11 protein-coding genes are annotated in these 14,414 nt (G+C 40.6%); 2 read left to right on the top strand and 9 right to left on the bottom strand.

What is annotated here, in order from left to right; genetic code table 11:
• Positions 1-491 precede the first annotated feature (491 nt).
• The gene (locus AB4Z50_RS02090) at positions 492-968 is read right to left on the bottom strand and encodes a DUF4181 domain-containing protein (RefSeq protein ID WP_441875069.1); all 477 of its coding nucleotides are present in this window, start codon (positions 966-968) and stop codon (positions 492-494) included.
• A 153-nt stretch (positions 969-1,121) separates the two neighbouring features.
• Between AB4Z50_RS02090 and AB4Z50_RS02085 the strand changes: the two genes are divergently transcribed.
• Positions 1,122-2,948, top strand: a complete 1,827-nt coding sequence (locus tag AB4Z50_RS02085; protein WP_441875066.1) for an APC family permease — start codon at positions 1,122-1,124, stop codon at positions 2,946-2,948.
• A gap of 65 nt (positions 2,949-3,013) precedes the next feature.
• On the opposite strand, the gene AB4Z50_RS02080 is transcribed toward AB4Z50_RS02085, so the two are convergent.
• The 6 genes from AB4Z50_RS02080 to zwf form a co-directional block, all read right to left on the bottom strand.
• Entirely contained in the window at positions 3,014-3,595 is a 582-nt protein-coding gene (locus AB4Z50_RS02080; RefSeq protein WP_441875063.1) for a hypothetical protein, read from the bottom strand.
• Positions 3,596-3,827: 232 nt separating this feature from the next.
• A complete protein-coding gene (locus AB4Z50_RS02075; protein ID WP_339202986.1) occupies positions 3,828-4,145 on the bottom strand; it encodes a hypothetical protein in 318 nt (105 codons plus the stop codon).
• A gap of 197 nt (positions 4,146-4,342) precedes the next feature.
• On the bottom strand, positions 4,343-5,761 hold the full coding sequence (gene gndA, locus AB4Z50_RS02070; RefSeq protein WP_441875060.1) for an NADP-dependent phosphogluconate dehydrogenase: 1,419 nt from the start codon (positions 5,759-5,761) through the stop codon (positions 4,343-4,345).
• 161 nt (positions 5,762-5,922) lie between these two features.
• Positions 5,923-6,591, bottom strand: coding sequence for a fructose-6-phosphate aldolase (gene fsa, locus AB4Z50_RS02065; protein ID WP_076265617.1), 669 nt, complete (start codon positions 6,589-6,591; stop codon positions 5,923-5,925).
• 52 nt (positions 6,592-6,643) lie between these two features.
• The gene (tkt, locus tag AB4Z50_RS02060) at positions 6,644-8,635 is read right to left on the bottom strand and encodes a transketolase (protein WP_441875057.1); all 1,992 of its coding nucleotides are present in this window, start codon (positions 8,633-8,635) and stop codon (positions 6,644-6,646) included.
• Positions 8,628-10,136 carry a glucose-6-phosphate dehydrogenase gene (zwf, locus tag AB4Z50_RS02055; protein WP_441875054.1) on the bottom strand — a complete coding sequence of 503 codons (1,509 nt, stop codon included), beginning with the start codon at positions 10,134-10,136 and terminating at the stop codon, positions 8,628-8,630. Before zwf ends, tkt begins: the two co-directional genes overlap by 8 nt.
• Before the next feature lie 123 nt (positions 10,137-10,259).
• Here zwf and AB4Z50_RS02050 point away from each other — a divergent pair, with 123 nt between their 5' ends.
• Positions 10,260-11,135, top strand: a complete 876-nt coding sequence (locus tag AB4Z50_RS02050; protein WP_076265614.1) for a LysR family transcriptional regulator — start codon at positions 10,260-10,262, stop codon at positions 11,133-11,135.
• Positions 11,136-11,370: 235 nt separating this feature from the next.
• On the opposite strand, the gene AB4Z50_RS02045 is transcribed toward AB4Z50_RS02050, so the two are convergent.
• Positions 11,371-11,919 (bottom strand): hypothetical protein, encoded by a 549-nt coding sequence (locus tag AB4Z50_RS02045; protein ID WP_441875051.1) that lies wholly within the window; start codon positions 11,917-11,919, stop codon positions 11,371-11,373.
• Between the two features lie 310 nt (positions 11,920-12,229).
• Positions 12,230-14,236: an AraC family transcriptional regulator gene (locus AB4Z50_RS02040; RefSeq protein ID WP_441875048.1), complete on the bottom strand. Its 2,007-nt coding sequence runs from the start codon at positions 14,234-14,236 to the stop codon at positions 12,230-12,232.
• Positions 14,237-14,414: the final 178 nt, after the last annotated feature.

Here is a 14,414-nt window from a genome sequence, read left to right as displayed (position 1 = left end):
AACGACGATACAGTTCGTTAAAACTTTTGAAAAGTAATTTTCTGCATAATAAGGTTGATACGGTTCGTTAGCGAATTGATCAAAGGATGATATGCGCTGACGGTGAGACAAATGATTAAACACAAAAGCCTATTCAGGCAAATCAATGATAACTTGAGTTTTCAATTTTTTATGCATCTAGGGTTGTTAAGCAATAAACTACGATTGGGAGCCTTTGTTTACCCTATACGCAGCAGCTCAAATTCGCTTGCATACAGAACCTCCAGCGGAGGATTCATCCATCATATGAACCAACACATTTCTCTCCTCAAAAGTTTTAGCATATGTCGATGTCGTCCATGAATGATGCGGTGAGTAATTCAATCATACCTAGCCTCACTGAAACATCGTAATGGGATTTCAATTTCTTCAATTAAGCACTAGTAGCGTCAAGTGCTCCTCGCGTATTTCAGCTAGTACATCTTCCCTAACAGCTAAGCCGATCCGAAACACTAGACGATGAAATAAGATAAAGTTACACCAATAACTAAAACGAGAAGTGTAACTATATATTCTTTTGATCCTTTTAGAAACTTCCAATCTACAAATGATTGAAAGCCCGCAACGATAAATATGAACAACATACAAAACCATTTCAGAGCATTTCCTTCTAAATCAATAAAAATAATAATAGCTGTTGCTATGAGTGCTGCGATGGTCATTCCCCACATACTCACTCTTTTACCCTTATCTGAAGTTTCTTTTTTTGCGGTTCCAACTATCCATTTTCTTAAAAATAAACTAGCAAAAACGAGTAGTATGCCTACTAATCCAATTTGACCACCCATTAAATCACTCCCTCGTACTCTCTCTGCTGAATAAATTAAATAATTTATTTTATTATCAAATCCCATTTCATTTGTTTTTGATCCATTGTGGAGAATAAATTTGGCCAACTCATCATTATTTAAACCAAGAACAAATTCCATGTAATAGTAAGTACCATACTACGTTTATGAAGCTCAAAAGGGAAGGAATGATTATGCGATTGTTAAGTCGCTCCAGTTTTATTTCATAAAGTTTATTTAATTCATTTGCAGGGTAATCTACACACAATAAATTAAGCGAGGTGAGGCTAACGAATGTTCTCTTCATTAAAAAGGTTTTTAATCGGACGACCATTAAAATCAACGGAATTAGGCGAGCAAAAACTGAATAAAACAAAAGCTCTTGCCATTCTTTCTTCAGATGCCTTATCCTCTGTGGCATATGGTCCTGAGCAAATATTGTTAGTCTTAATCACCGTTAGTGCAGCAGCATTTTGGTATTCCATACCGATTGCCATTGGTGTTTTGATTTTATTATTAGCACTTATTTTATCCTATAGGCAAATTATTTTTGCATATCCTCATGGCGGAGGCGCTTATGTCGTATCCAAGAAAAATTTAGGTGTATACTCTGGGTTAGTAGCCGGAGGCTCACTGTTAGTTGACTATATTTTAACGGTAGCGGTAAGCGTATCAGCTGGAACAGATGCCATTACGTCAGCTTTTCCAAGCTTGCATCCTTATAATGTAATTATTGCGATTATTTTTGTATTGTTTATAACCATCTTGAATTTAAGGGGAGTAACGGAGTCCGCTTCAATATTAGCCTATCCGGTTTATTTATTCGTTTTGGCTTTATTCATTTTAATCATTGTAGGCATTTACAACATTCTATTAGGCAATGTCTCGCCTGAATTACATACACCCATTGGAACGCCAGTGGCGGGAATCAGTTTGTTTCTGCTGCTAAAAGCTTTTTCCTCCGGAAGTTCTGCTTTAACAGGGGTTGAAGCTATTTCGAACGCAATACCCAATTTTAAAAGCCCGTCTCCAAATAATGCTTCCAAAACGTTAATCGCGATGGGATCGCTGCTTGCCATATTATTTTCTGGAATTGTATTTTTAGCTTATTATTATGGTATTAGTCCCCGGGAAGAAGTGACCGTTGTTTCAGACATTGCTGAACATACGTTTGGTCGGAACTTTATGTATTATTTTATTCAAGGAACAACCGCATTAATTCTGATCCTTGCTGCTAATACAGGGTATTCTGCTTTCCCCTTGCTGGCAGTCAACTTAGCCAAAGATAAATTCATCCCTCGAATGTTTACCATTAGAGGAGACAGATTAGGTTATTCCAACGGCATTATTATTCTGGGCGTTTTCTCAATCCTGTTGATTATAGCATTTGAAGGCCGAACTGAGCATCTCATCCCACTTTATGCCGTAGGTGTATTTATCCCCTTTACACTCTCGCAGACGGGGATGATGGTAAAATGGATTCGTGAAAAACCGCAAGGCTGGGTATCTAAGCTAATCATTAACTCAACTGGTGCGGTTATAAGCTTTATCGTCACCATGATGTTCTTTTTAACCAAATTCGCACAGGTGTGGTCCGTATTAGTTTTTCTACCTCTTATCATTTTGCTCTTTCACCGAATTAGAAAACATTATGAATCTGTAGCCGATCAACTGCGAATTACGACCTCTGAGGCAGCGATACCAATTGAGGGGAATGTGATCATACTTCCTGTGGCTGGTATTACACATGTGGTTGAGAACTCATTGAATTACGCCAAATCACTATCTGCTCACCAGATCATTGCGGTTCATATTCCATTTGAAAGAGAGGATGAATTCACTTTCGAAGAGAAATGGAAAACGTGGCAGCCTGATGTGAGACTAGTTACTTTACATTCGCCTTATCGAAGCATCATTCAACCATTAACTAAATTTATTGATACCGTTCAGCGAAAGGCGAGTGAATCAAATTACAAAGTTACTGTCATCATCCCGCAATTTATTCCAAAAAAAGGTTGGCACAATATGCTTCATAACCAATCCAGTTTATTGATTCGTGCTCACTTGTTATATAGAAGAAATGTGATCGTCACTACAGTACCTTATCACTTGAAAAAATAATGACTTGAACGATTATGATGTAATTGTTCCATGAATAAAAGGCTGCCGATGGCAGCCTTTTATTGCTATCTAGTTGCTGCGATCAAATGACCATTGTTATCCATACCTCGAAAAACAAATCCCCTATTGTCCTTAGGATTTATTTCTTGATAAGAAACTGCATACCCACTTCGTACAGGTAATTCAATGTATACCGTTGAGTCGCTCTTAATGACTTCCAAATTGTCCTCTTCAACGTTGCTAAAACTATCATTGCTAATAATGACTCGCTTTATCTCAGGGTTAATCGTAGAAAATGCAAAAATAATGTCGTACATTTTGTTAGCATTCAATTGAGCTGACCATGTTCGTTGAATGGTTTTCGGTTCGTTAGCGCTTGGCGCTAATGGAGAGGTCTCGGATACGAGATATAGAAATCCCCATTTCTTCGTAACGAGCTTAACATAATCCAGATCATCCATTTTCCATATAACTAGTTTATCCTTCCCGAATGCTTGCTGATACACCGCTTCTCCGTCTGCACGAGGATATGCTTCTTTCAGTGCTTTACTTTCACTAAATACATACCCGCTTCTATTTCCAAAATAAACTAGGAGAAGAAATACACATACAGAGTAAATAAGTATTCTCGACCGTTTTGGCTTCATCTTGTCTCCTATTCTTGATTAATGATCTTAAAAGGTTAGATTTCTTTCCAATTTTATGTTTTCAAAATAATCCCATAATTTACAGACGTGTAATAGGATTGAAAGTTGCGCATAACAAATCGTTCCTTTTACAAAGAAAAAAGAATCTGTGCCCTTGTATCCTCCCATGAACACAAAAAAGTTGAGCAGAAGTTTTCCTTCTACTCAACTTTTTATTGTGATTGCGAATGGGTTACTCCACGCCGTCCTTGAAGTTTTTAGTATAGTTTTTATCACCTTTGTGCTCCAGGTCCTTCACCGTTTTCTCCAGCGTAGACACAATCTCTTCTTTCACTTGTGTCAGCGTTTCATAAAACAATGCCTCTTCCGTACCTATGATTTTGACGCCGCTAATGGCCTGCATGGATTGAAAGCGTCTGTGCTGATCAGCAAGATCGTCAATCGCTTTCAGCGTGTGCATCGTTTGCAGAAATAAATCCTTATGTTGCTGGTTGGAAAGTCGATCCTCAAGTTGTTTCATTCGTGTGTTCATCGGCACTCTTCCCTTCATTTACAATATGAGGATGGCTACTTCAAGCAGTTCCTTACTTCCATTGTATAATTTTCCTTCTGTCAAAAACAACTTTTATCCTTCGCGCTCCAAAATCACTGTCTCCATTCGCCATCTGAAACAAAAAAACTCCTACACAGATAACATGAAAAATGAATTCATGATTATCTGCTAGGAGTTTGTGTTGGTTTTAATCGTTATTCGTTATTTTCCATCCATTGAAAGTGGAAGCTTCCCTCTTTATCAAGGCGCTGGAAAGTATGTGCTCCAAAATAATCCCGTTGCGCTTGCAGCAAATTAGCAGGAAGTCTTTCAGTACGATAGCTGTCATAATACGCTAGTGCGGATGCAAACGCTGGAACCGGAATACCTCTAGTTACGGCAATGGAAATGACTTTTCTCCAAGCCTCCTGATAGTTCTCAACAATATTGCTGAAGTATTCATCCATCAATAGGTTGTTCAGAGCTGGGTTGCGGTCATAGGCATCCTTAATATTTTGCAAAAATCTTGCACGGATAATACATCCTCCACGGAAGATCATCGCAATGCTGCCATATTTCAAATCCCAGTTATAAGCGTCAGAAGCAGCTCTCATCTGTGCAAAGCCTTGCGCGTAGGAAGCGATTTTGCTTGTGTACAGTGCTTTGCGAACAGCTTCGATAAATTCCTGCGGATCACCGTCGTAGCTGGATACCGCTGGGCCGTTTAATTTTTTGCTCGCAGCCACACGTTCTTCTTTCATAGCGGAAATAAAGCGTGCGAACACGGATTCCGTAATGATCGACAATGGCACACCCAAATCCAATGCACTTTGGCTAGTCCACTTGCCAGTACCCTTTTGTCCTGCTGAATCGAGAATGACATCTACCATTGATTTGCCTGTTTCCGGATCAATTTTCTTGAAAATATCAGCCGTTATCTCGATTAAATAACTATCCAGCTCGCCATTGTTCCATTCCGTGAAAATATCATGAAGCTGGCTAGTGTTCAGGTTTAACACATCTTTGAGCAGGTGGTACGCTTCGCCGATGAGCTGCATATCGCCGTATTCGATGCCGTTGTGTACCATTTTGACATAGTGGCCAGCGCCATCAGCACCGATATAAGTGCTGCATGGATCACCATTCACTTTTGCTGAAATAGCTGTCAAGATTGGCTCTACAAGCTCGTATGCGTCTCTTTGACCGCCTGGCATGATAGCTGGTCCGTTAAGCGCACCCTCTTCGCCGCCAGAAACGCCGGCTCCGATAAAGCGGAAGCCTAATGCTTGAAGTTCTTTGTTTCTGCGCTGTGTGTCTGGAAAATAGGCGTTTCCGCCATCAATTAGAATATCTCCTTGATCCAGATACGGCACCAACTGATTGATCGTATCATCTGTCGGTTGACCCGCTTTCACCATGATAAGAATTTTACGCGGCGATTCCAGTGATTGTACGAAATCTTCCACACTGAATGCGCCGACAAAATCTTTTCCTTGTGCCTCCGCCAATAGTTCATTTGTTTTCTCTGCTGAACGATTATACACGGCAACCGAGAAACCTTTGCTTTCTATATTCAAGGCTAGGTTTTTACCCATTACGGCCAAACCGACCACGCCAATTTGTTGTTTTTTCATGATAACTGCCTCCCTGTCATTACTGTCCTGTTGTAGATAAAAAATCAAAAAAACTTTGCTTATGCGCATCGATATCCGACTGGCCTAGCAGTGCGAATATATGAACTATATAGGCTTCTATGCTAGGCTAGTCGAACCGATTAAGGTTTGGAAACTGCAGCTTACTGCTGCGCCGTTTTCTTCCAATCAGCTGCGAACTTCTCCATGCCTTGATCCGTTAGAGGATGTTTGGAGATTTGTTCGATTACAGAGAACGGAATCGTTGCTATATGTGCCCCAGCCATCGCTACACGAGTGACATGATCCGGGTGGCGAACAGATGCAGCGATGATTTGGGCATCCAGATTGTGCGTACGGAACAATTCAGCAATCTTCGTGACGAGCAGCACACCATCTTCTGAAATATCATCCAAACGACCGAGGAAAGGAGAAACATAAGTCGCTCCAGCGCGAGCAGCCAAAAGCGCTTGGTTCACAGTGAAAATCAATGTTACGTTTGTTTTCACGCCTTTTTTGGTCAAGTAGCGGCAAGCTTCTAGACCAGCTAGCGTCATCGGAAGCTTAATTGTAATGTTTTTATCATTGTTGTTGATTTTGATCAGTTCATTTGCCTGCGCGATCATTTCTTCAGCTGTTTCTGCGTCAGGCGTTACTTCTGCTGATACCGATTCTACCTCAGGCACTTCGCGGAGAATTTCTGCTATGCGGTCTTCGAATTTCACGCCTTCTTTGGCAACCAAAGATGGATTCGTCGTAACACCAGACAATACACCGATTTTATAAGCTTTTTTGATATCTACCAAATTTGCAGTGTCGATGAAAAATTTCATAATTAAAACCTCCGTTTTTTATTATTAAATTTTTATTGTCTTCATGCGTTGCTTAGCGTAATTCTTTCGCCATTCGAACCACGTTATCTACCGAAAATCCGAAAAACTCTAACACTTCACTACCTGGGCCAGAAGCGCCAAACGTATCGATGGACAATACGCTGCCGCTTGGTCCTGTGTAACTATCCCAGCCTAACGAAATGCCAGCTTCAATTGCTAAACGTTTCGTAACAGATGCAGGCAGCACTGATTGCTTATATTCTGCCGATTGACGGTTGAACAATTCACGACTTGGCATAGCTACTACACGAACTGAAATATTTTCCTTCTCAAGTTCAGCTTTTGCGCCAACTGCCAGAGAAACCTCAGAACCGGTACCGATCAGAATAATGTCAGGCTTGTCGTTTGTCTCCGTTAGAACATAACCACCGCTAGCAACCGCAGCGACATTGCCTTTAGTTTCTTCATAGATAGGCAAGTTTTGTCTGCTTAGTACTAAAGCTACTGGTCCTTCATTTTGCTGCAATGCATAAGCCCAAGCATTAGCCGTTTCATTGGCATCAGTTGGACGGATAACTGTAAGCCCAGGAATCGTGCGCAATGCGGTCAAATGCTCAACGGGCTCATGAGTAGGTCCATCTTCGCCAACAGCGATGGAATCATGTGTAAATACATAAATGACAGGTAGCTTCTGCAGTGCAGCCAAACGAATGGACGGACGCAGATAGTCGCTAAACACGAAGAATGTACTTACAAACGGTTTTACGCCGCCGTGCAGTGCCATACCATTTCCAGCAGCGCCCATAGCATGCTCACGAACGCCGAAGTAAATATTACGTCCTGCATAGGATTCAACAGCAAAGGTTTTTTCGCCGTTAATATCAGTCATCGTTGAATGGGACAAGTCTGCGCTACCGCCAAAAATTGAAGGCACCGTTTTAAGGTAATGATTGATCGCTTGACCGCTCGCTACACGAGTAGAAACTGTTTTGGAAGCATCGAAAGTAAGAAGATCTGCAGCATCGATGACAACAGAACCTTCAATGACTTGCTCAAGTTCTGTACCAAGCGCCGGATGCTGTTCTTTATAAGCAGCCATTAGCTGATTCCACGCTGCTTCTTTTGCTTCGCCTTTTTGTTTCAACTGTGCAAAGTGAGCTTGAACTTCTGCTGGAACGGTAAATTCTTCCTCATGATCCCAACCGTAAACCGCTTTTGTCGCTTTTGCCTCTTCTTTGCCTAGTGGATTGCCGTGCACTTTATTCGTTCCCGCTGCCTTGCTTCCGTATCCGATAACCGTACGAACTTCGATAATGGTCGGCTGCTCTTCATTGCTCTTTGCTGCCTCGATCGCTTTCGTGATTTGTTCGATATCATTGCCATCTTCAACTCGCAAATAGTGCCAGTTAGCAGATTCCGCTCTCTTCTGCATGTTTTCACCGAAAGAAAGATTGAGGTCGCCGTCTAAGGAAATATCGTTGGAATCGTACAATACAACGAGTTTATCGAGCTTCATATGTCCAGCCATAGACATCGCCTCGTAAGAAATTCCTTCCATTAAGCAGCCGTCTCCAACAAGTGCATACGTGTAATGATCAACAACCGGGTATCCGTTTTGATTAAATTTTGATGCTAGGTGAGCTTCGGCCATTGCCATACCTACAGCCATCGCAAGTCCTTGTCCTAGTGGCCCTGTCGTTGCATCAACGCCATCTGTATGGCCATATTCAGGATGTCCAGGCGTTTTGCTGTTCAGCTTACGGAACTGCTTCAAGTCCTCGAGCGATACGTTATAGCCGGATAAATGCAGCAGGCTGTAAAGTAAAGCTGAGCCATGACCCGCGGATAAGACGAAACGGTCACGGTTGAACCATTTTGAATGGCTCGGATTGTGATTAAGATGGTTGCCCCAAAGTGAGTACGCCATAGGCGCAGCTCCCATTGGAAGCCCCGGATGTCCGGAATTTGCAGCGTTTATAGCATCGATAGACAGTGTACGGATAGTATCAATAGATAGTTGTTCAATTGTTTTTGTATTAAGCATATTGTTCTCCTTTTATGGTTTCGATTTCTTGTTCGGTCTTCTCATCGAACCACCAATGGAAGCCGTCTTGTGCAAGCAGCATATCAGACTCAACCGGACCGTATGTGCCAGCTGCATAACGATGCAGCGGAACTAAGTTTTCTTCATAAGCTTCCAAAATGGGTTGAACCCATTTCCATGACAATTCGACTTCGTCCCAATGCGCGAAAAATGTAGAGTCGCCGTGCAAAGCATCGTGAATCAAATTCTCATAAGCTTCAGGCACATTGTCTCTCGTCGCATGAAAATCGATATTCATGGGCTTTAATTCACCCTTGTGCTCAGGGTCTCTCGTATTTAATTGCAATCTAATGCTCTCGTCAGGACTGATCTCAAATACAAGCAGATTAGGCATTTTGCTATCATCGTTTGTTGCAGCTTGCTTTATTGGTTCTTTGAACTCGATCACAATTCTTGTTGATTTGTCCTTCATTCTTTTGCCTGTACGGATATAGAAAGGAACGCCCCGCCAGAAGTAATCGTCAATTTGCAGTTTAGCTGCAATAAAAGTGTCGTTCATGGAGTTTGCAGCAATGTTTGGTTCGGAGGTATAACCGACCACCGATTTCCCTTGAATCTCTCCTTCTCCATATTGTCCTCTTATCACTTGGGTGTTGACATCTGCTTTTTGCAGCTGCTCCAGTGATTCCATGACCAGTTTCTTTTTGAAACGGACATTTTCTGAGGTGCTGTTATTCGGAAGGTGAATGGTCAACATCATGAGCAATTGAAGCATATGGTTCTGGAACATGTCTCTGATTGCACCAACATGATCATAATAGCCAGCTCTTTCTTCCACGCCTACAATTTCGTTTGCCGTAATTTGAACGTTGGCAATGTAGCGTTTGTCCCAAAGTGCTTGAAGGACTGGATTGCTTTGCTGCAGAACCTCAAGCTTCTGTACCATCGGCTTGCCAAGATAATGATCAATACGGAAAACTTCTTCTTCCGCAAACGATTTGCTCAGGTTTTCATTCAATTCTCGAGCAGACTGCAAATCATGACCAAATGGCTTCTCGATTACAAGCCGCTTCCAGCCATTAGCGGAACCAAGCCCGCTTTCATGAATGTTAGCTGCAATCGGTTCAAAAAATTCAGGTCCAACCGACAAGTAAAACAAGCGATTGGGTGCAACGCGCAGCTCTTCTTCCCGTTTCTCAATAAGACGAAGAAGCTTATGGTAATCTTCTTTGCGGCCAACATCCAATACACTATAGCGGAAAGCACGCAAAAAATTTTGAATCAATTCGGGATCATTTGCTTCACGCCTGGAAAACATACGAAGAGATTGTTCGACATTGTCCTGAAAGGTTTTATCGGATAGCTCTCTTCTTCCAAGGCCGACCACGGAGAAGAACTCCGGCAGCTTCTGATCAATAAATAAATTATACAAAGCAGGGTAAATTTTTCTTTTTGCTAAATCCCCTGTCGCTCCAAACAAAACAAATGTGGTAGCCTCCATGTTCTTACTCCTTCCAGCAGTGCTTTGTAGTTAGTACTGGTTTCTATTTCCTAATTCCACTATAATACGAATATGACCTATACAAGTAATTCATATTTTTCACAGGAGCTATAGATACTGTCTATGATCAATTATGAGCTATACAAAGTTTTTTACTGGACGGCGAAGAAGGGAAGCTTATCCCAAGCCGCAAAATCGTTGTATATCACCCAGCCGAGCGTTAGCCATGCCATCAAGCAGTTGGAAGACAGTTTAGGCATCATTTTGTTTTACCGGAATTCAAAGGGTGTTGCTCTGACGCAAGAGGGTGAAATCCTTTATTCCTATATTGAGAAATCTCAAATTCTCATCTCGCTAGCCGAAGAAAAGATGGCGGCTCTTAAAAATTTGGACAGCGGTGAGCTGCGGATCGGTGGAAGCGATTCGTTGTTCAAGCATTATTTGCTGCCTTATTTGGAAACCTATCACGAAAAATATCCCGGTATCAAGCTGCATCTGAATCATGGAACGACACCGGAAACCATCGCTTTTCTGAAGGAAGGCAAAATCGATTTGGGCGTCGTTCGTATGCCCATCGTCGATTCTCAGCTAGAAGTTATGAAGGGCATTCAGCTGCAGGATTGTTTTGTAGCAGGAGCTCGATATGCTGAGCTTAAGGACAAAGTGCTTTCACTAGAAGTGCTGCTTCAATATCCAATTATCCTGTTCTCTCGAAACAGTCGTGTACGAATGGCGATTACCGAACTATTCCAAAACTATGGGCATCAAATCAAGCCTGAAATTGAAGTAGGAAGCGTAGATTTACTCATCGAATTCGCGCGGAAAGGCCTCGGTATTTCTTATGTGACTAAAGAATTTATTGCCAAAGAATTGGAAGAAGGTTCTCTCTTTGAGATTCAATTGGATATTCAGATGCCTCCTTCCCAAGTAGGCTTTATGATCATGCACAATATGCCATTATCCAATGCGGCAAGCAAGTTTTTGGAGCTTGTTAAATAGCAGCTTATGGAAAAAAAGGTCAAGTACGGTGAGTACACACCATGCTTGACCTTTTTTCTATCTATTTTCTCGGAACCAATATCATATCAGCGGGTTTATGTCGTTAATTTATAGCTTCTTGACAATTGGCTTTATTATCATTTAATGCTGTTTTGTTCCTCTTTAAAACATCACAATGGAAACGCGGCTTTAGCATAGCTAACGTTAACTATAACTATAAATAGAATTGAGAACTCTATTTTTTCGGATTGTAATCAATGGATATTGACCATTTATTAGAACCTATTTTTCCACTTGAAAAAATGTCAATTTCCGAACCAGTGATTAGTTCTACTACAAACCCCTTTTTAATTGACTGTTGAATTTCATCCTGCTCAATATAGCTATAGCTTTCAATTTCCCCATTGTATTGTAAGATTTTCAATTCTTTCTCGTAAAAGGAGTAAAATTCTTTGTCATCAACATAAGTTGAGTAAAAAGGAGAACAGCCGTCGGATTTTCCAAGAAACACAGTTCTTTTCGGGAGTGGAATAGAAATATTAATTTGGTCTTCCATATAGGACTCACACTCAAAGATTTTACTTGGAAATAAGTAACTACGAATATAACTGTTAAATTCTAAATTCCAAAAGTAAAGTTGGAATAAAGCAATAATTGGTACCGTATAAGCTAAAAATTTTTTAGTTGATCCCTTGCCTTTTTTTATTCCGATTATTACTACGCAAACAATAAAAGCTAAAATCATAATAACAGTATAGGGAATGTATAATATATTACCCGCCATAGAGTCACATCCCTTATTAGTAATTTACCACTATTACGATCTTAATATTGTAAAAATATCGACAACTAGGCAGTTTTCACCCAAGTTGTCGATACCTGATATTTTATATAAACTCACTTAATATCGCATCTCTAAAACGCATAATATGCAGCTTTTTTCCAACAAATCCTTCTATTAATCCGCACATTGAAGATGAGCACTAGTGCTTCTATATCGTATCATGAAAAATAGCCGTTTTATATGATCAACAATGATAACCGTACTAAATAATGACTTTTTCCCAAACATACACGTATTTCCTATATCAAAATTACTTAATCTTCGATAGACCAACAATCCAGTCCGCCAACTCCTTCGTTTGTGCGAGGAGAGCGATAGGATCACGATACCATGAACGTTCTTCATTCCAAAGGAAAATTCGTTCTTCCCGTACCGCTTCCAGAGAGCCCCATAATGGATCTTTTTTGAGCTCTTCCAGCGATGACTCGGTTGTTAGGACGATATAGTCCCCTGCATACTCCGGCAGTTTCTCTATTGATATTTTTGAATAAGTATTAGCTAATATATTTTCAGGGATTGCAGTTGGAGCAGCAAGGCTCAGCATCTGATAAATATTTCTGCCTCCACGACCTGATTTGGGGCCGAATGCGAAAACTTGTCCATCATACTCCTGGAATACTGAAAATGTAGAACCTTCTGGTAAAAGCCCTGCAATTTTCTCCTTCGCTTCAGCTGTGTGAAGATCATATTGTTTCAACCATTCAGCCGCCTCATCTTCTTTGCCTAATACTTCTCCAAAATAGGTTAATTCTTCATGAACACTATTGAAGGTATTAGAGGCGATAGACACCGTCGGCGCAATCTCACTATATTTCTCATAAACCTCTGGCTTGGTCGTATGTGTAATAATAATATCCGGCTCTATAGAAAGGAGCTTCTCTATGGAGTCACCGACATCTTCCACACCTTCCAAATGCCCCTTTAAATACGGGCTATTCAGCAGCACATTATTGGATCCGATCGGTTCAACGCCAAGAGCAATTACAGTGCCCAAATAGTCAATAGATGCTACTCGCTTCGGATTTATTGGAATTTCCACATCACCAAAATGGGTAGATACTATTTTTGTTTCATTTAACTGCGCAGCAGTTGTAGAAGTATTGGCAGACTGATTGTCAGATGATTTCTCTGTTCCTGTCGTATTGCCCGAGCTCGCGATTCTCGGGGTGTTAGTCGCTGCTGAGCATGCACTAACCATAATAGCAAAACAGAGCCATAATGTGGACAGCATTACCGTTTTGGAGCCTTTGTTCATTGTGTAATCCTCTTCTCCTATGAATTGAGAATGTTTTTCATTCTCATTATAAATATAGTTTTGAGAGGTTTGATTAACAATGGAGTTTTTTAACGCTTTTTTTGTATGATTAGAACCCTGACCTTGATCGGACAGATGTTTATTTCGAAATTTACCAGGTGCAATACCTGCATATTTTTTGAAAATACGATTGAAATAGAACAAATCTGAATATCCCACATTCAGTGCGATCTCTTGTAAAGTAGCATCTGTCGTAAGCAATAAAAATTGTGCTTTCTCTATTCTCAATTTAATGACATATTCAATCGGACTGAATCCTGTCTGCTCTTTAAATTTCCGCGTAAGATACTGTGGACTATAATTGAGCTCCAAAGATAATGATTCCATTGATTTCGGCTCTTGATATCTATCGGATAAAAAGCGCAATACTTGCTCTGCTAGATTATTTTGACTGATCGCCTCAGAGCTTTGCAGCATTTGACGAAACAGCCTATGTACAAATTGATAAAATACCCCTCTAACCTGCAGCATGTCCAGCTTGTTTGCTTGAATCCAATCTCTATGCATCATTTGTATAAATTCCAAGAGTGCCAACCCGTCATATGGATTATAGCTGTATGCCTTCTCGAATGGATTATCACTTTGCATCAGTAATTTAAAATCATAAAGACAGTTTTGCGGCAATACAGCCTTATATAGAATTAGATAGTATTCAATTGCCGTTTCTGCTTCAATCTCCAAGCAAGCTCCTTTCCCTCCGTGCAGCACATAAAACCTGTCGACAAAATGGACATCTCCGTCCAGCCAAAGTCGACCTCTGCCGCGAACAATATAAACAAAGGTGCTGGTGGGCAATGTATACTTTTGCAAGCAATTTCCTTGCTCTAACGTGTTTTGTCTAACATCTAAAACCCTTACAATTGCCTGATCCCATAATTGGATATGGTCATTAATGTTCATTTGCTTCGATTCAAATCCTCTCTCTACTCTCGCAGCGATCAAAGTGTATAACTCTTTGCTTATTAGCAATAAACCCTTATATAAGTGTATTTATTGAGAATTGTTCTCATTGTTATTGTATAGGAAAATAATAGAACTTTCAATTTGCAATCATGAACACATTGGAAGATCAAATTTATAATAAGCTTATTGTATGCAACCGTAGAACAGTATTTGATAT

This window comes from Paenibacillus sp. 2TAB26 (assembly GCF_052115145.1).
In the GTDB taxonomy this organism is placed as follows: domain Bacteria; phylum Bacillota; class Bacilli; order Paenibacillales; family Paenibacillaceae; genus Pristimantibacillus.
Note: the sequence above shows the minus strand (reverse complement) of the source record. Positions and strands in the feature narration are given on the sequence as shown.